Origin of the sequence: Desulfobacula sp. (assembly GCF_030145145.1) — a bacterium.
In the GTDB taxonomy this organism is placed as follows: Bacteria; Desulfobacterota; Desulfobacteria; order Desulfobacterales; family Desulfobacteraceae; genus Desulfobacula.
Window position 1 is genome coordinate 105,075 of sequence record NZ_JAQYWD010000012.1, and the last position, 23,383, is coordinate 128,457.

A 23,383-nucleotide genomic window follows, 5' to 3' on the forward strand; every position below is an offset into this window, starting at 1 on the left:
TTAGCAAATTAAACGCAGTAAACTTTGTATCGAATATGCCTTTAACAGTCAATCCAAAACAGGACTGCTTTTTAAATGAATGAAAATTATATCACATACGGTAATTTCCGGTTCGGCCTGGTTGATAACGAGGATGTCCTCAAAGACACTTTCAGGATGCGATATGAGGTTTATGTCGATGAATTTGGATTTGAAAATAAGGATGACCACCCGGATGGGTTTGAAACCGATGATTATGAAAAGGAATCCGTCCATTTTGCCTGTTTGAATAAAAACGATTCAGTTGTTGGAACCATTAGACTGGTGCTGGATTCTGACAAAGGCTTTCCCATTGAACATGCCGTTGAAACAACGTTTATCGGTGAGAAACCTGACCGGTCAAAAATTGGTGAAATTTCAAGACTGACGGTAAGCAGAGATCTTAGAAGAAGGAAAGAAGACGGGATGTATGGCGTGGAATCCTATCTTAAGGAACGAGAGGGCGGGGTCCTGCCGGATGATGGATCCATCCCGGAAGAAATGAAAGGAAGGAAAAACCCAATAATTGTATTGGGGCTTTATCAGGTCATGTACCATGAAAGTCGGAGACGTGGTATCTCCCACTGGTACATGATTACAGAAAAAAAAATTTTTTATGCTTTAAAAAAATATGGTTTTCTTTTTCACCAGATCGGAGCGCCTGTATTCTATCATGGTCAAAGAATCCCATACCTTGGCATTATTGATGAAATTGAAAAAGATTTGATGAAAACCAATCCGGACATGGTAAAAATCATGTTGACCGGGCTTGAAAAAAAGTATTGCCCCTCATTCAAGGGCATAGAAAATTCATTAAAAATTGGTTAGCATTAGTATTTAAGTCAGTTATTGGCGTCTTGAAAGTTAACTTCATACAAATTGCCCTCCCAGGGGGAAAAGATATCTTCAAACACTTTCTTTCTTTGGAATTCTCTTTTGCTTCTCAAATTCTTTAAAAGAACCTCTTTGTTAAATGATAGTGTTATTTTTGTGGGCTCTCCGTTTATCTGCTCAAAATTGTCTGAAGGATTTTTAATAATCCCCAGATAAATCGTTTCTCCATTTTGCCAGAACAATGATTCCATCATCTTGGATCCATCTGCTGCCAAAACGCTTACCCGGGGCTTTAATCCAGCTGATTCCAAAATCGTTGATATCATCATCCGCCAATTTTCTCCAAACCCGGAGAATCTGTTTTGAGAACCCCAGTATTTTATGGGGCTGAGATTAAGATAATAGGTAGATCCCTTCTTGTAATTATTTTTGATGACAACATCCGGTCCATTGTTGTTTTTTCGCATCTGATTATCTCGTTTTTTAGTACCCCGTTCAAAAATCACCATACGCTTATACTCGAAAGCCCCGTTGTAATAACTAAATCTTTCATTAAAAGGGGCTTTATATCTTTCTGCATTGATTTCAGTTATACCCTTTCCATTCAGGTATCCTGCCGTATCCTTCCGCTGAATACCAAACATATCATCCAATAAGCCAGTTTTCCGCCATCTGCCATGCCCATCAAATATGCCGCATACATAATCGGCAACAAGCACCCCGCCATTTTCTACAAATTGTCTGAAAACATCTGCTTCCTTTTGAGACAGGCAGATGGTTTTTGGCAGAATTATAAGTTTAAACTGCTGGTTCAAATTGATTTTTGATTCTTTCACATCCAGATAATTGATAAAATCATATTGAAACCCCAAATCCTCCAGTGTTTTGCACCAAACTTTTCGAAGAACGCCTGAAGACTGATTCTCGTTATCAATGGAACTCAGTCGCTTGGGCCAGGTTTTCCCATGGACAAGGGCATCCATGGCCCACCCCGCCTGAACACTCGGATGGGAGTAATAAATTCCAATGGGATCTGCGGAAAATAATGAATTCCTGTTTACAATGCTGTTGCTGATTTCCCCCTGAACTGTTTTAAAAATCTTTTTAAGCGACTGAATATGATCCGACGGCTGTCTCTTCCCATCAATTGTCTCAAACCACCCTTCAGGCCAGGCAATCACCGCCTGAACCCCGTGAAGCAGATTATACCACAAAAACCAGGAATCTATTTTCACATTATTTGATGAAAAAAAAGTACGCATTTTGAGTCTTTTGGGATCACGCCAGAAAGATCGCAGGATCTCATTTGTCCCGTGGATATCATACGCTTCCATCCATTGCACGGCCCGGGTAAGCCTGCCATAGTCATATCCGCCCCAGGCTGACGGGGCCTGCCCACCCACAAACCCGACAGGTGTAACCGGATCTATCGTATTGGCATATTCAACAAGCTCAGACAGCACGGTTGAAAACTGAAAATCCATAAACTGCCGAAAATCCATCCAGGGCGAAAGATTCCAGCCTGAAAAACGCTTATTTGATAAATTTTTACGAACCTGCTCAAACCCCTGCGGGAAAACCCCTGAAAAAGATTTAAAATCCGTATCCCATTGTCTATTTAACGCCTCTATCGTTATATATTCTTCCTTGAGCCATTTTCTGAACCATTCCAAAGAAACAGATGACACATCAACATCTGACGGATTTACAAATGTGCCCAATGAAATTTCATCATCCAGGGCATAGGCAATGACGTTGCCGTTTTTTAAATCTGATATATTCTTAAGGATGTGTGCCTTTATTTGTTTAATAACCTTTGGATCACCGAGAGAAAATGGCCGCTCCAGAAGGCTGTTCTTGCCAGTAATCCTATCTTTGTGGTTGTTCTTAAGGTATAGATATCCTTTATCTGCCACGTGGCCGGCATAATAGGGAAAATCTTTTTCAATTGACAGACGAATTCGCTGATGCTGGCCTGCTCCCCTGTCAATCTGGAACCCAGAAAGCCCCAGATCCCTGTATACGTCATAATCTGTTAAAACATCTGTTTGATAAGGCCAGATAAAAATTTTAAAACCCGGCGAATCAGTAACCGCATGGGATGTGCTGTTCAATGACCAGAAAATTAAAACAAGCAGAAGACAAAAATTCTTTCGTTTATTTTCTAATATATTCAAACGCACCAATATCTATTGCACCGTCATTAGGTCGCAAAACTGCCTTGGCGAGAGGTGAAGGAACAAATTTTACCTTTGCAGGCAGCTTTCTTACACCCGTATTAATCAGCAAAGAACCTCTTGCGGGTTGAAAAGCAAAATCAGTATTTCTTGAAAATTGTTCAAAACCGCCAAAATAACTTTGTAAAAAATCTTTGGTTTCTGCGCCATACGAAAACAAATTTTTAATGCCGATGACCTGTCCACTGCCAAACCATATTTTTTTTCTGCCGAGCATGACATTATTTTTAAGAATAGCTTTACAATCAGGCTGATTTACAAATAGAAATCCCTCATCTGTATTTATCTTCGAAATGACCGTATTATTAAAAAAATAAAGTTTGCCTGAGCGGCTTCCCCCTATATCGCCTCCAAAAAGAATCATTTTTGGATTTCTGATGCTTTCCCCATGGGTAATAAAATTGCCGTATACAAATGCATCTTGGACTCTATATTTATGGCTTTCAACCAAATCAATCTGACGGCTCATACCGCCGGCAATCCAGTTGTACCGGATAACCGTAACATTGCTCCTGTCCTTTATATTGTTTCCATCTGAAACAAGCTCTCCAAACTGATTAAACTCAATCATTGTTTTGCGTGCCTGAATATAAACATTATGTCCCCAGGCCTCCCGGGTGAAATCTCCATTATTATAAATGCGGCTGTATCCCAAGTAAAACCGATCCGTATTGGGATAGGTATTGGTTAAGATCCCCATACCGCAGGAATGAATAATGCAGTTTTTTATTTTCAGATATTTGCCTTTCCATAAAAATATACCGGCAGCATTTTTTGTGTAACGCTGAGTTAAATTATTCAGATGATAACTGCTTTTATTGTTGGCATTTTTTAATTCAAAATTTTCGATAATGATATAATTTGAAGGGTTGCAGTCGCCTATAACAATCAAGCCTCTGCTGTAATGACTATATTCACACAGTTTTTGAAAATGCACGGCCCCGGAACCATCAATGACAGGTAAATCCCCGTTTTTATCCGGGATACCCCGAATCGTTATTGGTTTTCTTCGAGTGCCTGAACAGTTAAGGACAAGCTTTTCCTTATAAGGTTTATTTTTTCTGTAAATATTGACAAAGTCTCCAGGGCGTAACCTATCCCAGTCAAACTCTCTAAGATGGGAATATGGCTTGTCATCACCAAATTCATAGGTCGCAGCAAACCCGGAAGGTATAAACAGAAGCCAAATTACAAAAATATAACTGAGCCATATTTTCCTATTGTTATTTAAAAGACGCAACGTTTGATACCACATATCGGTATTTACCGGATGCATCCCTTGGAATCGAATCGGTCATTGAAACTGTGACATTTATACTTTCAATCATTTTTTTTAAAAGCCTTTTACAATATGTTCAATTTTTCATATATTTTGAAACCATTTATCAACAGCTCATTCGTCCGTGGAATTTCAAAATCTTTTTCCCTTTTACAAATTTTTATATTTTAAACGTATCCCGATTAACCGAGTTTGAATAAAATATAGATACAAAAGAAATAAAATAAAAAAGGAATAAAATCCGGGGGGAATCGAAAAGACTACCGACAAATCCAACAACGAAAAACCCACAAAAAGATGAAAACAATATCAATGAAAGCATATCTTTTTTTAAAATACCCTGAATCAGATGAATCATAACAAACAAAACAAATACAGTGAACACAATTAAACCTACGATTCCCAGTTCAAAAAACTGACTAATCCATATATTTTTTATGTGCCAGGGCAAATGATTGTCAGTGCTGAAAAACCAGAAATCATTACCATGAGTAAAATCGCCATTTCTTATGATATTTTTTCCATCATTATCTGTTAGCCTGACATTATCAACGTCAATTGGCACCGCTCCATGGCCATTATATAACGCGAATTCAATTGGTCTTTTTTGATATATTCGTCCCTGCCCCATTTCAAACTCAGGATAAGAAATTCTATAACTGCCCCAATTGTCTCCTTCATTAACAATGCCAATTGTTTTCCAATTGCATTTAAATGAATGCAAAATGGATTTCTCACAAATCGGAAAAGTTAATCTGGCTTTTTTATTCTTGGACCTCGCATCAAACGTTAATATATATTCCATATTAGGTTCGATGGAAATCCTTTGACCAAAATACAAAGAATCGCCTGGAAATAATCTTAAAAATTCATTTTCATCCTGGCTTACAAATTGATAAAATCCTGGTTTTTTATTGTCGGGATTTTCGAAATATGCTTTAGGATAAGTACCAGGCCCCATTCCCCAAAAAACTGTCCGTGCATTTGTATCCATTTTCTTTATGGCTTCCTTCCAGTGAAGACTTCTGGTATCAATACTTTTGGATAATTGGGCAAACCGTGCTTTAATATAGCCACCCTTAAGGACCGGTATCATAATGGATACCGTTATCAACATAATGATACTGCCATAAATAGCAGCTTTCCATTTTTTTCTATAAAATACAGCTATTCCTGTTGTCAAAGGTATCATTGATATCAGAAATGAAGCATAACAGATTCTGGAAAATGTTACTAACAAGGTATATAATCCAGCTCCAAATAATCCCAAGCCGATCAGTTTCGAAACAGGTCTTCTCCAGAAAAAAAAACATGAAAAAACAATAGGTAAAATCATTGATAAATAACCATCTATAAATGCACCGCCTGTATTCATTTCAAAAAAAGTTGATGTGATGCGATAATCATTTGTAAAATTCAATAGCCCAGAAAAAAGTTGCCGTTCCCACAGCGCAAAAAAAACGACTCCTGAAAATCCCGTCAGCAAACCAGGAATTAGATATTTTTTTATATTTAAAGTATCTTTAATACCATACCGGATTATCGGTAACATCATTAATGCTTCAATATATCCTTTTACAAATTTAAAACTAACATATCGGCTGTAATAATTAGTAAAACTATTCATCTCCAAAGATTCTAATGGAAAAATCCCCTTTATTGTGCTCATGATATAACAAATAGATAGAAAAGAAATACAGAGTTTTGAACCTTTTGGAAAAGGTAAGCATTCAGAAATTTTTGGGTTCCTCAGATTCAATACCAAAACTGTCGATAAAACAATGATATCAAATTCATTAAAAAATTGAAGTCCTGTAACAGGTGAAAAATCCAGTATGGGTAAAAAAGCAGGCACAGCAAACATCCATATAAATGGAAAGAGCCATAAAAGCAAACCATATGTAAATAATACAAAAAAAAATAATAATCCATTAAATGGATAGTAAACGCAGACAACCACAATAATGGCTGCAATGAACATTGAAAAAAGTTTATTCATTAAATACGTCATACAATACAGAAAAAAGCCTATCAGACAATTTAAATACAATGAATGCGGAGACTGCAGCAATCAATACATTCGTAAAATCCGGGTGGAGTCCTTTTTGGAAGAGCTTTCCTGTTTCAGTGAACAAAGATAGAACCATTGAAATGAAAACAGACACAACAATATACCGTTTTTTATACCCGTTGTTTGAAAAATAGACGAGCCAGCACGAAAAGCCAACGGGTATATATATGCCAAAATTTAACAATAAACTGAGCACCGCTCTTGTCTCTGTGGAAAAATAATGAAAATAAAATGGCAGCAGCATATGAAAATCAAAAGTTGAAAAACTTTCATGGATAGTCAGCCAACCGTTTTTTGACCAACCGCTTAATTTTAAGATAAGCACAAAATATATTGGAAAAATCATTAAAATCAAATATCGCACATAAGGCCTGAACCATTCCCAATAATTCAAAAAGCTACTTTTAACTATAGCCAAACCTATAAAAGCACCTGAAATCCTAACTAAAACTGAAAACCCCTGTGATACACCAGAAGCCGTAAAAAATTGCAGCAACTCGATTAGAAATCCTATAGAAAAAGAAGCCAAAATAGTTAAAAACAATACTATTTTAACATTGGTGTGTCGGAATTTTAATCCGATCAATCCACCGATGGGAGTAAAGATAGCTGCCTCAACCATTGTTTTTATGATGAAAACAGTACTGACATTGACATTCAATAAAAAGGACTGCATTTTCCAAGCCTCATATTTCCATTTCATTTCTTGAGCAGAAACAAGAAAATCAAATGGGAAAAGAGTGATCCCTAAAAGAGAAACAACGTATAAGAAAAAGAAGGCATTTAATGCCACTTCTGCCCGGGAATTACTTTTTGCAGAAAACCAGAGATTGATAATCTTTGGTCCTGAAAAAAACCATAAAAGAATCCCAAATAAAGATCCAAGTGTTTCTGCAATCAAATCATTTAGAGAGACTGTCCTTGGAGAAATAAATATTTGAAAAAATTCAACCGATGTGGCCGTTAGGATACAAAAAAGAAAAACCGTGAAGAAAGCTAAGCCCTTTTTATAAAAAGAATTTGCTTTTTTTGAGATCCACCCAAGTAAAAAGAACCCAAGAGGGGTATAGAGAAGGATATTAGCGACCCAGTCCGATCTTGATGTAATTTCTAAATCAAGGAAAGGAATATGTTTGAACTGGTATAAGGCATCAATTAAAGATATTGATCGGATACGGAATGGAATAAAACTGCCATATATGATAAATAGCAGCCATATTAAAGGAATAGAAAATTTGAATTTTGACTCATTGTTCGAAAAAATCATTGTTTTATTTCAAACGGTTGAACCACTTGACTCTTAAAGGCAAATCAAGCCCTTTTAACACCCCTTGTCTCATGAATTCGTCCAGTTCTTTTTCGTGGACAAATTCCCTATCTTTCACCTGGTAAAGACGTCCTTTGTTAGACTGAACTTCTCCAAACCTTTCGCCTTTTTCAAGACGGTCAAAAAGTTCAGCATAAACCTCTGCACTCTCCCATATGGCCCGCCAGAAAAGGGTCAGTTCATCATCTTCTTCTTTAACTTCCGGACAGACATGGGCAATGAGATTGCCTGTGTCAATACCTGGGTCGATGAAATGGAGCGTACATCCAACCTGGTCAGGCTCTCTGTTATAAAGTGCCCAGAAAGTACAGTCCGCCCCCCGATAAAAGGGTGACAAACCACCATGGAGATTAACAATCCCGAGCCGCCCTCTATTGAGGAGTTCTCCCTTGATCAGGGACGTACCGAACACGGCTATCACATCCGGTTGCAGGCGATCTGCAATTTCGAGTACATCAGAGTGATTGATATGGGGTACATTTATGAGAAGGTCCGGCCTGTCAAGTTCCGGTTTATGGTTTCCGAAAAAAAATCTGGCTTCCTTTCCCCCTGCATATCTTTTTCTGTCCCGGATCCATCTCCAAACCTTGTTTTTTAAAAGCGGAGGATTTTTTAACAGCTTTTGTAATTTCTTTCCCCTCTGTTCTCCTCCTGCCTCCTGAATGATGGCAAGTGGTTTCGCGGCCTTACACAGCCGGTTCGCCACATGGATATGCCTTGGAGAGCTTCCACACAAAATTATCATTGATAGGTTGGACATCTTTATTCTCCATCTTTTTTTCGTACAAGATAATTAACTTGAGTGGTTCAATATCTGATCAAATTCAATTCAACCACTTGTTTATGGAATAATTGCATCGGACATATCCATTATCAGAAGGTCAGCAAAAAATTTAGCCGCCCAGTTGGGATACTCAAATCTTGAGTAGTCACCCCAGAAAGGCACAGAACCTGCAACACCACCATCTTCAGGCTTCCCGGAACCATCAATCCTATGATTCTTTTTCAGATAGACGATGGCCCGCTTGATTTGCTGTGAGAATTCATTGCTACCCGATACCTGATCAAGCCGGGTCCATATAATTCCGACCTGTGCCAAGCCGGTCAGGCAACAGTAATTATCATTAGAATGCCAGTTTTCATCAAAAGTACCGTTCAACCGTCCGTCGTCATGGAGAACACCGGCCAGGGCATGAGCCCCCTTTCTTGATGCGTCCAAATACTGTTCATCTTCCAGCAGGATGCCGCTTTCCAGCACCCCCCTTATTGCATAGGCAATGGTATGGGTAAATGGATTGCGTCCTTTTTCAAAAGCATTATTCCTGAACCATCCGTTTTCCCCCTGTTGAGCCAGAGCCCATTCAAGATTTTTTACAGCAGCACGAACAAAAAAAGATTCATTCGCAATCAGACCGGTCCTCAGCAGAGCCCAGGCAGCCCGCGTGTTATAAGTGTGAGGAATATTGTTGTGCACGCTGCTTCTCCAGCATCCATCGCTATCCTGTTTCCCAATCATCCATCTGCCTGCATCCAACGCAGCCTCAAGACATTCATTTCTGCCAAACTTAAGGTACCCTGCAACCATGCCATGCATGATCTGACCGGTATTAAAAATCACAGGCCTGCTGCCAGGCTCTCCAAAATGCCCGGGGAAGGATCCATCATTATTTTGAATGGACATCTCCCAGTTCAGGATACGTTGTGCACGATCTAAAAATTCCGGTCGATTCAATAATTCCGCGGCAGCAACAAATGTTTCCACAATATATCCGCTGGTCTCAGGATATCCCGGAAGCCAGCCATCCTCAAGACTCCACCCGGCAGAAACGCCACCCGTGTCCTTTTGTTCATTCCGCTTGTCCTGGGCACGGCACAACCAGTCAATTACTGCATTGAGATGGATTCCATTATCATATTCCGGTTGTCTGGAGGTACCTGCCAGGCTTGAAGCAATCAATTTAAAATGATAGGGTAACCAGGGTCTATACCGAAAAAATAAATTGAGAATATCCGAAACTTTCATTAAATATAATCTCTCCTGCTCATTATTGTTGTCCGGTAACGCTCAGTTCTGCTGGAAGGGGAACGTGACTGACAACGTAACGATGTTTGCCGGAAGCTTCTGCAGGAATTTTATCAACAAATCTTATATTTATACTTACACTATCCCCCATGCGCGCATGTAACCCTGATATAATTTTCTCACCAGCATTTCCATTCCAATTCCGGTTTCGAACAATTAGTATCTCAACCTCATCAATTTTGTGCTGGATGAACTTGAATTCACCAACGCCTTCCGTTGCCCTGAGGACATAGATAACAGCAAGAGCATGCATAATCCTGCCGTCCGGGGCAACAACAAAGTCAGTAGAACGACCCGCCACTTGCCCAATGACATGCAGTCCCCTTCCTTCCCGGCAGGTTTCTTCAGTGTATTTTACCATATCGCCTGTTTTATACCTGATAAACGGCTGTGCCTGGGAGCAGAGGCCTGTAATTACCGCTTCACCGATCTGGCCTGAAGCAACAGGTACCCCTTGCTGATCAAGCACCTCCAGGATATGGCTCTCACTCAAAAGCAGCATCTGTCCATTTGGACTTTCATGTGCAGTAAAGCCAATATCACGGCTTCCAAACTCGCAGGCTACAGGCACACCGAAAACCTCTTCAAGGGTCTTCCTTTGATGAGGGTATGTTGGCTCACCCGTGGAAAAGATTACCTTGAGCCCGGGCAGTTTCATATCAACCTTTTGGTCACGCGCTCTGGCAGCCAAAAGGGCAAGGCTTGTGGCATACCCATAAATACAGACCGGTTTAAAGGAACATATTGCCTGAATATAGCTGTCTATTTTTTCAAGTGTCATTTCAAAAGCGTTCAAAAAAAGCTGATTCAGAAATCGATCACGAACCGCCTTGATATTATCAGTTTTATTGAGCTCAACAGGTGCCCCCCAAAGCCAGACTTCCGGATCACCCACCTCCACTCCCCACCAGCGATGGGCCCGAAATCGGCCTGCCGTATCGGATGCCTGGCGCTGACGACCATAATAAAAAATAAGGGGCTTCCCGCTGGACCCGCCCGTGTTGTATAAATATGCTCCTCCAGGCACCTTTTTCCATACCATAGCGTCTCTATTTTTTTGAGCATCCTCCTTTTTCATGAGGGGCAATTGTTCTAAATCTGAATATGTTATAACATTCTTCCGGTCTATCACTAACCCCGCTTCTTGAATCCTTTCCTTGTGCCAGGGGCAATGATCATGAGCCACTTGGAGAAGTGTTTTCAATTTGTCCATTTGATACGTTTCTATTTCATCCCTGGAAAACCACTGAGTTTTTTCCAATTCCTTGAGATAGGAGAATGTCGGTCTGTGAACAAGACTTTCATGGATTGGAAATACCAAATGCCTGGAAAAAATTTTTCTGCCTGTTTTAAGACTGCTTTTCATAACATTTTCCCCCATGCTTTTCTGCTGCCGTTAAATTTATGTCTAATATGACTTGCAAAAGACATTATGGTAAAAAAACAGTTTTATATACCGATTCATAATTATCGACCATGGAAGCAATGGAAAAATTATCAATTGTTTTCTTCCTTCCTGTTTCTCCATGCTGATCCATCAGGGAAGGCTCTTTAATATATTTAATAATCTTATCAGCTATCTGCTCAAGGTCATCGGGATCTATTAGGAAACCAGTTTCCCCATCCTCAACCAGCTCAGGATTGCCACCGGCATCCGATGCAATAACCGGCAATCCGCAAGCCATGGCTTCAAGAATAGTATTGGATATTCCTTCATTAAATGACGGCAGTACAAACAAATCAAAGCTTCTCATCAAAACATCTGTGTCTGGTCTATATCCTAAAAATACAATGTTTTGAAAACTTTCTGATGTAAGTCGCTGCATTTCATTTCCATCACCCACTATCACAAGTCTTGCAAAGGGATTTTTTTGTATAACTATTTTGAAAGCCTTGAATAAATTGGAATGGTTTTTTATGGCATCCAACCGGCCGACAATTCCGACAATAAAATTGTCCTTCGAAAAACCAAGCTGCTGTTTTATTGCATTTTTTTCATTCAATTTTGCTGGATGATGTTTTACTGTATCTATTCCATTATATATTTGTGTAACTTCTTTTCCGATTTTAACATCATTTAATAGCCAGTTTTTTAATTGCTTTGATACGCAAGTATAATCCTGAACCAGTGTTGATGAAAACCTTCGGATAAGTCTTCTTTTCATACTGGAGCCAAAAGGGTCAAACATATCCCATCCATGCTCACCATGGATAATGGTCTTAACACCTGCAAGCTTTGCTGCAAAAATCCCGTCCATACCGCTCCAGTTGCGTGTATGGACAATATCTGGCTTGATTTGCCGCAAGAGCTTTGAAAGTTCCCAGATAAACTTAGGTGAATTTCCATCTCTCTTATTTAATAAAAAAATTTTTGTCTTTCTGGTAAGAAGCCCTTTTGATTCTCCAGAACCCGTCAGACTGACAATGATATGTTCAAACTCCGATGACCCATGATTAATAAGGGTGGTAATCCCTTTCTCAAGCCCGCCGATTCCAAAAGAATAAACAATGTGAACAATTTTTATTTTTACCATAAAGTGATCTAATCAAAATTTTTTTATCGGTGTGCCTCTGCCCAGGATGCAGTATCAAATTTGCTAACACTTAACGCACAGGCACCCTCAGATGCCGGGAAAGCATCATTAAACAATTTGACGGAATGAATTTTAATATGTTTTTGCTCACTGACTCTGATGGGGTCTTTTAAGGTCATTTTCACCCAGGGTGTTCTGACATCTGCTGCATATGTGAATTCTTTTCCATTTTTGGCCTTGAACAACAATTCTCGTGTTAGAGGGAAACGCCGCCAGCGCAAAATCATGGTAATGTCATCTCCCTTTGGGGTAGGTGCCTTTTTTTTTCGTCCTCTTGATGGCCCTCCTATTTTAAAGGGATGGCTGGATGCCCCTGGCATCGCTCCAACCTGAATTTCCTTCGAACGAACAACAGGTAATATACCATCTGACGTTGAGGAATACATCACTTCCAAAGTTCCTGATTCTGAAAAAAATTTTCGCTTCAAAAGATTTATTTGCCAATGCTTATCGCTCTTTTTCCCATTTCTGGTTAACATCTCTGTTTCTGGTTTACTTCCTGTTTTAAATTGAAGAGGCCCAAAGCCTTTACTTACATCAGCAACATTTCCATAAGGATCCCTAAGAACTGGCCTATAGAAATAAATTGTATCCGGTTCAAGATTTCTTAAAATAGCTTTGGGCCGGGTTGAATAGATGGGCCATGTACTCACATTTTCTTTTCTGCTGTCTTTTTCCCAATAATATAATTCAAGGGTCACAACCTCGGGCCTTTCTTTCGTAGAGACAATTGGTATTGTGAGCTGGCCGGTATATTCTCCCATTACAGGGATTAGTTTGATTTTAATATCATCTTTAGATCTGACACGTGGTGAAGCTTTATCAACAATTGTCTGCGATAAATCCGGGTGATAAAGGGGATCTCCCACTAATGATGTAGACCAGTTCACATATAAAGTTGATAAAAGAAAGCACTCACCTAGATCCCTTCCCCTGAGCAAATAACGCAGTAAAATCCTGTTGTCCCAGAACGTAGCGTTTGTAATATGGGGACCGCCACCGTATGCAGGCCCGCCGCAGGCACTGATCGTGACCCCATTATCCACCTGTCTCCAGATTGAAGCCCCACGCCCCATATTCCACCCGTTGCCACTGTACACGGCTCTATCCATGCCGCCAGGATAGTAACCCGACCATTTTGGTTTATCCGTCTTTTCAAGAGGACTTTCAATCTGATAATGATCCTCAAGAGATCTTCCCAGAAACGGTATCCCTTGCCCCCCGTAATAAGAAAGGACTCTAAAACCTAACGCCTCTTCTTCAGAAACACCCCAGACATTATCCTGGTCTATTTTTTCATATTGATCCGTCAGGTTGCCAGCATCCTCTTTTTTCTGCAGTTTTCGTACGGCTATATCCATATCAGGATGTAGATATTTTGAACCATACAGAGAGTAGTCAATCTGCCTTTTGGCCTCTGTAGGACCTTGACCGTCCAGTCTGCTCACACCATAGGCAAAAAAGTATTGGGGCAGTTGTTTTCTTTTTAACGGCAAAGGTGGCAAGTCAATGAAAGCAGCATCTTTTTTACTAAGAAAAGAATATGTATCCGGGTGCATATAGGGATTCCATCGATTACCGGTCATGGGATACCGCATGGCACTGGTGATCCTATGATTTTTCACCCCCGCTTTACTGTCCGGCCCTCCTGACATGTACATTGATATAACAGGAGGAATAATTTTAGTTCCCCATTCATAGTACAATGTCTGCAACCGCTGCTCAAGTGATCCTAAATCGCCATGATTACTCTGCTTTGACGTCACACCTCTTTCAATACCGAAAACACCTTCACACGAAAATGGAAGTCCATGGCAGATCACGATATATAGGATATGCTCCTTTAGCACTGTCCCGTCCGGCAATATATTATCATTATCTTCGAGAAACTCCTTTACCGGAATGGCAACATCTTCCTGAAAATGGAGTTCATCAGGCACCTCATCCTGCCCCAGGATAGAAAACTTGAAATCCTCTGTATCATAATACTTCAGTTTAAGATTCTTAACGACTTTTCCGGCATGATCCTTTACTTTTACAAAGACCCATACAGTTCCACTGAATATTTCTTTTGCATTAAATCGGTAGCAACGTCCCCCACCTTCTTTGATCTCCGGATAAACAGTCTGCCTGCCCTTTCGCGCGGGAAGACCTGATATTTTGGGGGCTATTTTGATTTCTGTTTTTGTCTTTTCAGATCGGCAGGAAATATCAATAGTTTCCCAATCAACAGGTACAGCCTGCTGTTGAATATTTAACTCAACGAAACGGGAATCACGAGCCCACTCGTTTAATTGAGGGCCTCCCTTTCCTCGTGTATATTCTATACCGTTTTTATTATCATTGCTTTTTTCCCTGATCACCCAATCATTTAAATGCTTTTTTCCATGTCTGCACTTCAGTCCCAGCAGATACGGTTTTTTACCAGTCTCAGGATCAGTGTGTCTGTCAATATAATACTGAGCTACTTCCTTTGAATCCTGCCCGGGCAAAGAACCATCCACATCAATATCATAGTCTTCATTATACAGGACAAGAACTTGATCCGGGCCAGCCTTGAATTTTGTTAATCCTGCATGACATATTGGTATCAAAAAAAGACAGCACCCAATAAAGATTAAAAATACTATTTTGAAGACTTTAATATAAACTCCTGTTTTATAATCAAACAAATATTTGATTTATTCCATTTTGCCATGCAGTATCGTTATACAGCGAAATCTCGGTGCCACAGGTTCAACATCATTATTATCCAAAGTTCTGTTGACCGGTTTCTCAATCCCTTTTGATGCTCGCTCCAAAATTTATCCAGCATGTTTTTTTGCAAATAGAGTTTGCTTGCTTCTCCTTTTAATACTAAATTACCGCCATATTCCTTTAAATCTTTTCTCAACCACTCTTCAACCGGGACGCCAAAACCCATTTTTTTTCGATACAGGATGTCGTCGGGAAGATACTTTTTTAAAGTTTTTTTGAAAATATACTTCCCATCTTTTCCAACCAGTTTATACTTTGATGGGATTTTCGCTACATATTCCATGAAAACATGATCCAATATCGGACACCTGACCTCAAGAGATACCGCCATGCTGGCCCGGTCTACTTTGGTCAGTATATCATCACAGAGATAGGTTTTAATATCCAGGTATTGTATTTTCGAAAGATGATCCTTGGCAGGTGCTTTTTTGTAAATATCATAGAACAGATCACGGGTTCTGTAATCGCCTATTTCATTCAAGATATCAGGATGTACCAACTGACGTTTTTCTTGTCCATACATTGAACTGACTGAAAAATAATATGCATCAACAGGATCTCGAGCAATATTTGATATAAATGCTTTCCCTCTGAAAACCTGAGGAAGATAGTCAGCTTTTGGATAGAGATTCCCTATTGTTCCGAAAACTACCTGTCTCAGCCTCTCCGGCACAAGACTTCGAACAAAATTTTCCCTCATGTCAAAATAATATCGCCTGTAGCCGGCAAAATTCTCATCACCGCCATCACCGGACAGGGAGACCGTAACATTTTTACGTGCTATTTCAGACACATAATATGTCGGCACAGCAGAAGAATCTGCAAACGGTTCATCATAGTGCCAAGCCAGTTTTTCAATAACGGAGACCGCTTCTGGAGTCACATGGAATTCATGGTGATCGGTTTTAAAAAGGTCTGCTACTTTTTTGGCATATTGCGCTTCATTATATTTTGCCACACTAAAAGAAATTGAATTGGTCTTAACGGGTTCACTTGATCTTTTTGCCATCAATGCGACGATCGCTGAAGAATCAACCCCACCGGACAAGAAGGCCCCAAGCGGTACTTCACTTATCATTCGAATTTTTGTTGCTTCATCTAATATATTGAGCAAATCATCTGTCATTTGTGACTCACTGATATTCATATCAGGGTAAAAAGACAAATCCCAGTATGATTCAACCTGTATTGAATCAGCAGTAACAATAGCCCAATGCCCTGCCGGTAATTTTTTAATTGATTTAAAAATGGTTTTTGGGGCTGGGACATAAAGCAAGGAAAGATAGTCATAAAGAGCTGTATAGTCAACCGATCTTGAAACGTCCTTTACTTCTAAAATAGCCTTTATCTCGGACCCAAAGATCAGTCTTTTGGGATCATCAAGATAATACAACGGTTTTTTCCCCACCCGGTCGCGGGCCAAAAGAAGCTGCTTTTTATTTTCATCCCATATGGCAAATGCAAACATTCCCCTAAGTTTTTCTATGGCGTTTGTTCCCCACTCTTCATAGGCATGGACAATCGTTTCGGTATCTGAGTTTGTACGAAATTGATGGCCTTTAGACTCCAGGTCCCGTTTTAATTCCTGAAAGTTGTATATTTCACCATTAAACGTGATCCAAATGCTGCCGTCTTCATTACACAAAGGCTGCTGCCCGGTAGCAAGATCAATAATACTCAAGCGCCTGTGACCAAGACCGACATTACCCTGCCCCGAACAATATCTCCAGGCAACTTTCTCTTTGTTCCAAGTTCCCAGCCCAGCATTCTGTGTATTTACAAAAAAACCTTCCTCATCCGGCCCCCGATGAAAAAGGGTCCGGGTCATTCGAACAAGCGTATCTGCATCAATACCCTTATTTTCAAAATTAAATATTCCAGTAATTCCGCACAAAGTTCTATTCCTTTCAAAGTTGTAGAAACCTGCTTCAAATAAAATTATAATGCTCTCAGCCGTATATTTTTTTAAGCGCTGACCAAATCTTTGACCAGGAATGGTCATCAGCGATACGCCTGGCATTTTCGGCCAGATTTCTTCCAAGCTCCGGGTCGTTTGCCAGGTCGATCATCTTTCTGGCAAGGGCCTTATAGTCTTTTGGGGCCACAAGAATACCTGTTATATCATTTTCAATCAGATAGGGGATACCACCTGCTGAAGTGGAAATGACCGGAAGCCCGCTTGAGAATGCCTCTAAAATAGAAATCGGATAGTTGTCCACAACTGAGGAATTTACATATATGTCATGACAGGAAAGATAATACGGCATATCCTGTGAATCTACCTTTCCTAAAAACTTGACACACCCTGTAAGGCCTGATCGTTTCACACAATCCTGAATGTCCTGTTTTAATGACCCGTCACCGATTAGTGTCAAAGATACGGTGGGAAGATCATTTCTAACCAGTTGAAAACTTTTGATAAGTGTCAAGATATCGTAATAGGCTTCAAAATTTCTAGTACAGATAAATTTAATATGATGTTTATAGTGAGGCGGTGAAAAATGGAACTTATCTATCTGTGCAATATTCGGTATCACTTTTACCTGAATACCAAATTCTCCAAATATTGATTTCAAGTAACCGCTTGGAACAATAAATGAGTCTGATAGCTTGAACACGTTTAAAAAATGCCCGGCAAATCCCTTGAAAAAAGATTCGGCTTCACCACCGCGATAGTTAACCACCACTCTTTTTTTATAGATTCTACCGATAACAATAGCCGGTATAACATTCAAATAAAAATACAAATGCGAGCAGGCCAGAATATGAATACTACTGCAATATTTCAGCGAACGTAATATTCCTGCCACATAAATAAAAACCTTGCCAACAGTTCTGAATACGGGAAGCAACCACAGTTTTTCCGAAAACAGCTTTGGGGATTTATTTGTTGGAACAAAAAAAACTTGAATATTCTCTCTGGTAAGTCCTTCTTTCAACAAACAAGCCTGGGTTGCCATACCGCCAAAAGGTGGGGACTCGGGTGCTATTAATATAATACCTTTTCCCATAATAGTTAGCCTTTCGCTATTTTCATGAAGCCAATCTCTGTTCAGCAATACCGCGATAAAGAAAAACCTTCATCAAAACACACAATGACACCAGGTGGTAAAAATAATCCCAGTAAGCCACCCCTAGAAAAGCACCACCCACCGCATACCCCAGCAATGATATCTGAACCGCCCTGGCATAATCTTTGATCCAGAGATAGCCCTGGATATACCTTGCCTGGGATCGCAATCTTTCAAGAGCGAACATTGTCCCAAAAAGAAGGGAGAGCCATATGATCAGGGCAAAATAGCCATGTTCTCCCAGTATCTCGAAATAGGCACTATGAACATCTGTGCCGTTTATTTGATACGTTTCAAAGCCACCTCCGGTTAACGGGCTTTGATTGGCTCTTCTGATCCCGTACTTCCAGGCATAAATTCTACTCATTGCAGAAGAATCCTCTTCATATGTCTTAATGGTATCCATTCTGTCGAACCATTCCGAAGGCAAGATAGATCTTAATTTTTCAGAGGGCAAAGTTGCTATCACCAGTGAAGCTGCTAAAAACAGCCCAACAATGCGTATTTTTTTTTTGCTGCTTAAAATTATCGCAGATAACACCACAAATAGAGTTACCATTGCCCCCCGTGACCAGGTACTTATTATGGCGCATATCGAAAAGAAAAAAACAGTATGAAACGAAATTTTTATAATCTTCCTTTCAAACTGCCCAGCGGCTAAAAGAATCAGGGGCAGGGTCATATTCAGTGCAAGGCCGATTTCATTGTTCCCGGCATAAAAAGTACCCCCAGGTCCCTGAACCCTGTAAGAAAATCCGTTTGCGATCGCAAAAACCCCCCCTTTAAAACCTATAAAACCAAAACTAACCGTAATGATTATAATCAACCACTTCATTTTGTCCTTGGTATTGATCATCCAGAAGGTTGGAAAAATACTGATGTATATTTTCATGACCTTTATCCATTGGTCTTTGGCTGCATAAGGAATATCGGGAGACAAATAAGTCGTTAAAGTAAACCAGGATAATAACACCATGAAAAGAGCTGTCTCCCGGGTCCAGGGGAATGGCTGCCTGTCCTTTCCATTAAAGACCATTCCTATAATCACAGAGACAAATACCATAAAATACAAAGGCATGGATCTTGTGTATCCCCATGCATACCGATGTGGATTACCAAATGTAAACAGTGCTAAGGCTAATACCCCCATCCAGGGTCTAAACAGACCCAGATAGATGGAGACAGAAGTTATGGCAAGAACCAGTAGATCTCGCATCTATTTTCTATCCTTCACGATGGCGCAATTAATTTTAGCTGTCTTTGCTGCTATAGACTGCCAAGAGAAAGAATTCTGAACCCGGTTTAAACCATTTTGCCCAAGTTCCCGAGCCAGGGTCTGGTCCGTCAGCAACTTGCAAATATGATCTGTCAATTCATCCACACGGGTACCATCTATTCTAAAACCGGTCTTTCCATCCAACACTGCACCACCTGTGCCGCCGGCTATTCCGGCAATCACGGGTTTACCGCAGGCATTGGCCTCAAGAAACACCATGCCGAACCCTTCGGTATCCCCATTTATTTCACGATTCGGCATCACAAAGAGATCTGCAGCATTGTACCATCGTGGCAGGTCTTCTTCGCTCACGTGACCAAGAAAATGAACCTGTTTCACCACCCCATTATCTTGAGCTAACTGCTCAAGATAGGGTTTATCCTTTCCTATCCCTACAATAGCATAGTGAACATCCAACCCTTTTTTCCTTAAACAGGATAAAGCCTTTATTGTATGATCAAAACCTTTCCGTCGGCTTAACCGCCCCACAGATAGCAATAACTTATTGTTGTCGCCAACTCCAATCTTTTTTTTAAGGTCTTCCGTTACCAATCCCGGCTTGAAGTGCTGAACATCCACACCTGGTGAAAGATTTATGATTCTGGATTCAGTAACCCCTATTTTTAGCAGCTCCTGTTTTGTAAACTCACTATTGGCAATGACACCGTCTGCCTGCCTGTATACATATTTCATCACACTTAATTTAACCGGTTGCCGCCACGTTGTAATTTCTTCACCGTGCGCATAAATAACCAAAGGGATTTTAAACACCCTTGCAGCAAAAAATCCAACAAGCCCCTCCGGAAGGACGCGACCGGCATGAACTATCTGGAACCGATATTTTAGCCCAAGCCGAATGGAGGCCCACAGCAATTTCAAATACATGACCAATGACTCAGGTTTCAACCATGCGAACCGCGAAAGGTCGATACGATGAATCGTGTTTTCATGGTACTTATCATGGGCATCCGCACCAGAGACATTCGCCGTTACAATATGAATGGCTTTCCCGCCCAAAAGCCGATAGACTTTGTCAAACCAGACTGCCGTTCCACCTTTCGTAGGTAAAAAGAGTTCCGTCAAAACAAGGATTGACTTTGATCCCTTTTGCAAATTTTTCTTATTCAATACGAAATTTACCTTTTTTGTTCGAAAAACTGGACAATAGCTCTTGCATCAGTTTCGTGAGTAATATTTGAATGAATCTTATCCGCGTATTACTGATAGGATATCTTTTATTGACTGCAATTTTGGATTTTGAATTATTAGAGGTAAAACTGCTCTAATAGCCTTCTCCCTCATATTTTTTTTTAAAAATGTATAGGCTAAATCCAGTCGTGCTCTTCTTATAGCCAATTTTACACCTTTAACCGCATTTTTATTATTATGTATAATGTCATTTTGTCGTAATGATAGCAGCGCTGCCAGGGTTTCACGCTGAGCTCTTAGCTTATCAGAACGGATCAACCCGTGGTCATGAACTAAATAGGCGGCAATTGGATAGCATATAATACCTCCAGTTTGACAGTAGGCGCATAAACGAATTAAAAAATGAACGTCTTCGCATATTGAAAATTCAACCGGGAACCCGCCGATTTTTTTAATAATTTTTTTTTTAACACTTAAAGTTCTCGTGTCACCAAATGGGTGTTCAATGAATGAAATCACATCGTTGCTTTTCAGAAGGATATCGATATCGGGTCCTGCATCATTCAACAATTTTACGCCTGCAGGTGTATTTCCCATAGAAGTTCCGAGATGATTTCCATCAACATCAATATAGTCAAAATTTCCTGACATAAAATCAAGATCAGGATATTTATTAATCAATTGAACATGCAACAGCAATCGGTCTTTATAATACCAATCATCGGCATCCAAAAAACAAATCCAGTCTCCTGTTGCCAAATCAACCCCTTTGTTTCTCGCAGAGGAAACACCTTTGTTTTCCTGGTAATAATATTTTACGATTTTCGAGTTGTACTCCAGTAGAACCGATTCAACATTATCATCGGAACCATCGTCTACAACTATTATTTCATGCGCTTTATAGCTCTGAATTAGAATTGAATCAATTGCATGTTTTATTGAACCCGAGCCGTTGTATACAGGTATGATAATTGAAAATTTTGGTTTTATTCTCATTCGGTAATTAAGCTTTTTTTGCTGTCCTATTGTAAAGCGTTTTCCACTCAGGGAATTTTTTACCAAGCAAGCTTTCCAGTTCCTCGGTTTCCTTTATTTGCATTGGTCTTAAAAATTCGACAACTTCACCCACATCGACATCGCTTTTTATTACTGGTGGATCAGAAATCTGCCTTGCAAATTGTTTGATTTTTTTTGGAAAAAAATGGTTGATTGACTCCCAAACCAAAGAATGCCGGAATTTATTTAAAATTCCCATACCTCTGGTTTGACGAATTTTATCTGGTGTGACATGATCTTTCTTGTTTAATCCCACAGGGATAAAACTCTTTTCAACACCAAGCCATTCGAATATTTGTTGTATGTTTTTCTCAGTGTTTGATTGAAACTCTTCAATTGTAATTGTGTAGATTTGTTCTATATCAAAAAATTTTAGATATTGCTTCAGCTGCAACGCATACATACTAACTTCTCTATAATGAGAATTTATTTTAATCGCAGTGAGAGGTTTTTTTGTTTCCCCTTCCCATCTGACATTATGCCAATAGTGACTGATAGTCCTCTCAATGGGATCTCTCATAATATAAATTAATTTTGCTTCTGGGTTAAAAGCTTTAATATTCTTGGCAACACCTGTCAATCTGGGATATTTAGAATAAGTGGTGCTCGATTCCCCTATAATCTTTGATGAGTTGGCATCTTTAAAAAGCGCCTGGTAGTCTTCTATGCTTTTCCAATATCCCTTTTCCCACATGTTTTTCCAATATGCTTTTAACTGGTTACTCTCCACAAAATAAGATGGCTCTTTTGGCTGGCACATAAAGATATCCGGATGCTCATTCAGGTATAGATGTAATGAACTTGTCCCTGATTTCATCGCTCCAATGATAAATAGATTTGGTTCTTTAAGAAATAACATTCAATTTCAACCCTAAAAATAAAAATTGTCTTTAAGCCAATAGTATTTTTATTTCCGGTTTGCTTTAAAATAACCAAGAAATCTCCCTATTGACGTCGCAAGCCTTATCCGATAAAATTATCTAAAAATCAATAAGAAAAGAAAGATACATGCATAAGCTGTTCTTCTCAACATAAATGGAATCCTCTACCACCACTCAACACCATTTTCGAACTTCAATTTTTTTTCCCATTCTCCGCGATAAACATCAATTAGTGCGCTTAGCATCTGAAATTTGAGGTTGTTTAATACTCCCAAAATTGCACTCCGTCTATAATTTTCAACCCACAAAGAAACATTTCAACCCAGTATTTTTCAACACGCTGCTATCACAGTCTGTTTATAATTCCATAATTTGTAGTATTTTTTTTTGACTACCTTCATTTTGTGCTGGCGTCAGGCTGTTACAGAATCGAATTAGTCATAAAATTTTCCAAGTGTGAGTGCAAGGCCGCATAGTTTTTATCAAAATTTTCGCCTCACAGGCGCTTGGAATTTTATTGAAATTGAAAAATTTAAATACAGTAACTGATTTGCTTATTGTAAGCTGAATATTATTGGAAAATCAAACCTGTTATTCCAAAACTGATGGCCCCATAAAAATTGGAGATCAAAAAATTTTGTACTTATAATTTCAATTGGTTATACTGATAAGAATGCTTAAATATGACTTTGCAAGAGTCCATGATAACTTGCCCGAATTTCTTACATCAGGCAATCATTTATGTTTACT

At 39.5% G+C, this 23,383-nt stretch carries 16 protein-coding genes; 1 reads left to right on the forward strand and 15 read right to left on the reverse strand.

All coding sequences use genetic code 11. The features are described 5' to 3' along the window. Nucleotides 1–75 precede the first annotated feature (75 nt). Nucleotides 76–846, forward strand: coding sequence for a PEP-CTERM/exosortase system-associated acyltransferase (locus tag Q1Q15_RS08800; protein WP_300458585.1), 771 nt, complete (start codon nucleotides 76–78; stop codon nucleotides 844–846). A gap of 14 nt (nucleotides 847–860) precedes the next feature. On the opposite strand, the gene Q1Q15_RS08805 is transcribed toward Q1Q15_RS08800, so the two are convergent. The 15 genes from Q1Q15_RS08805 to Q1Q15_RS08875 form a co-directional block, all read right to left on the reverse strand. Continuing rightward, on the reverse strand, nucleotides 861–3,029 hold the full coding sequence (locus tag Q1Q15_RS08805) for an alpha-amylase family protein (RefSeq protein ID WP_300458586.1): 2,169 nt from the start codon (nucleotides 3,027–3,029) through the stop codon (nucleotides 861–863). Next, the gene (locus Q1Q15_RS08810) at nucleotides 3,010–3,744 is read right to left on the reverse strand and encodes a hypothetical protein (RefSeq protein WP_300458589.1); all 735 of its coding nucleotides are present in this window, start codon (nucleotides 3,742–3,744) and stop codon (nucleotides 3,010–3,012) included. Before Q1Q15_RS08810 ends, Q1Q15_RS08805 begins: the two co-directional genes overlap by 20 nt. A 784-nt stretch (nucleotides 3,745–4,528) precedes the next feature. Next, a complete protein-coding gene (locus tag Q1Q15_RS08815; protein WP_300458591.1) occupies nucleotides 4,529–6,367 on the reverse strand; it encodes an O-antigen ligase family protein in 1,839 nt (612 codons plus the stop codon). After that, the gene (locus Q1Q15_RS08820; protein WP_300458593.1) at nucleotides 6,360–7,706 is read right to left on the reverse strand and encodes a VanZ family protein; all 1,347 of its coding nucleotides are present in this window, start codon (nucleotides 7,704–7,706) and stop codon (nucleotides 6,360–6,362) included. Before Q1Q15_RS08820 ends, Q1Q15_RS08815 begins: the two co-directional genes overlap by 8 nt. Nucleotides 7,707–7,710: 4 nt before the next feature. Then, nucleotides 7,711–8,526, reverse strand: a complete 816-nt coding sequence (locus Q1Q15_RS08825; RefSeq protein WP_300458595.1) for a formyl transferase — start codon at nucleotides 8,524–8,526, stop codon at nucleotides 7,711–7,713. An 81-nt stretch (nucleotides 8,527–8,607) separates the two neighbouring features. After that, nucleotides 8,608–9,789: a terpene cyclase/mutase family protein gene (locus tag Q1Q15_RS08830; RefSeq protein ID WP_300458598.1), complete on the reverse strand. Its 1,182-nt coding sequence runs from the start codon at nucleotides 9,787–9,789 to the stop codon at nucleotides 8,608–8,610. A gap of 22 nt (nucleotides 9,790–9,811) precedes the next feature. Further along, a complete protein-coding gene (locus Q1Q15_RS08835) occupies nucleotides 9,812–11,230 on the reverse strand; it encodes a hypothetical protein (protein ID WP_300458600.1) in 1,419 nt (472 codons plus the stop codon). Between the two features lie 49 nt (nucleotides 11,231–11,279). Next, nucleotides 11,280–12,383: a glycosyltransferase gene (locus Q1Q15_RS08840; protein WP_300458602.1), complete on the reverse strand. Its 1,104-nt coding sequence runs from the start codon at nucleotides 12,381–12,383 to the stop codon at nucleotides 11,280–11,282. Between the two features lie 23 nt (nucleotides 12,384–12,406). Beyond that, on the reverse strand, nucleotides 12,407–15,037 hold the full coding sequence (locus tag Q1Q15_RS08845; RefSeq protein ID WP_300458604.1) for a hypothetical protein: 2,631 nt from the start codon (nucleotides 15,035–15,037) through the stop codon (nucleotides 12,407–12,409). A gap of 113 nt (nucleotides 15,038–15,150) precedes the next feature. Next, complete coding sequence (gene asnB, locus Q1Q15_RS08850; RefSeq protein ID WP_300458607.1) at nucleotides 15,151–17,094, reverse strand: asparagine synthase (glutamine-hydrolyzing); 1,944 nt, start codon at nucleotides 17,092–17,094, stop codon at nucleotides 15,151–15,153. 55 nt (nucleotides 17,095–17,149) lie between these two features. Continuing rightward, nucleotides 17,150–18,211, reverse strand: a complete 1,062-nt coding sequence (locus tag Q1Q15_RS08855; protein WP_300458609.1) for a glycosyltransferase family 4 protein — start codon at nucleotides 18,209–18,211, stop codon at nucleotides 17,150–17,152. Nucleotides 18,212–18,233: 22 nt separating this feature from the next. Continuing rightward, nucleotides 18,234–19,487, reverse strand: a complete 1,254-nt coding sequence (locus Q1Q15_RS08860) for a putative O-glycosylation ligase, exosortase A system-associated (protein ID WP_300458612.1) — start codon at nucleotides 19,485–19,487, stop codon at nucleotides 18,234–18,236. Then, nucleotides 19,488–20,675 (reverse strand): glycosyltransferase family 4 protein, encoded by a 1,188-nt coding sequence (locus Q1Q15_RS08865; protein WP_300458613.1) that lies wholly within the window; start codon nucleotides 20,673–20,675, stop codon nucleotides 19,488–19,490. Between the two features lie 78 nt (nucleotides 20,676–20,753). Then, on the reverse strand, nucleotides 20,754–21,758 hold the full coding sequence (locus Q1Q15_RS08870) for a glycosyltransferase family 2 protein (protein ID WP_300458616.1): 1,005 nt from the start codon (nucleotides 21,756–21,758) through the stop codon (nucleotides 20,754–20,756). Continuing rightward, complete coding sequence (locus Q1Q15_RS08875) at nucleotides 21,700–22,611, reverse strand: sulfotransferase (RefSeq protein WP_300458619.1); 912 nt, start codon at nucleotides 22,609–22,611, stop codon at nucleotides 21,700–21,702. Before Q1Q15_RS08875 ends, Q1Q15_RS08870 begins: the two co-directional genes overlap by 59 nt. Nucleotides 22,612–23,383: the final 772 nt, after the last annotated feature.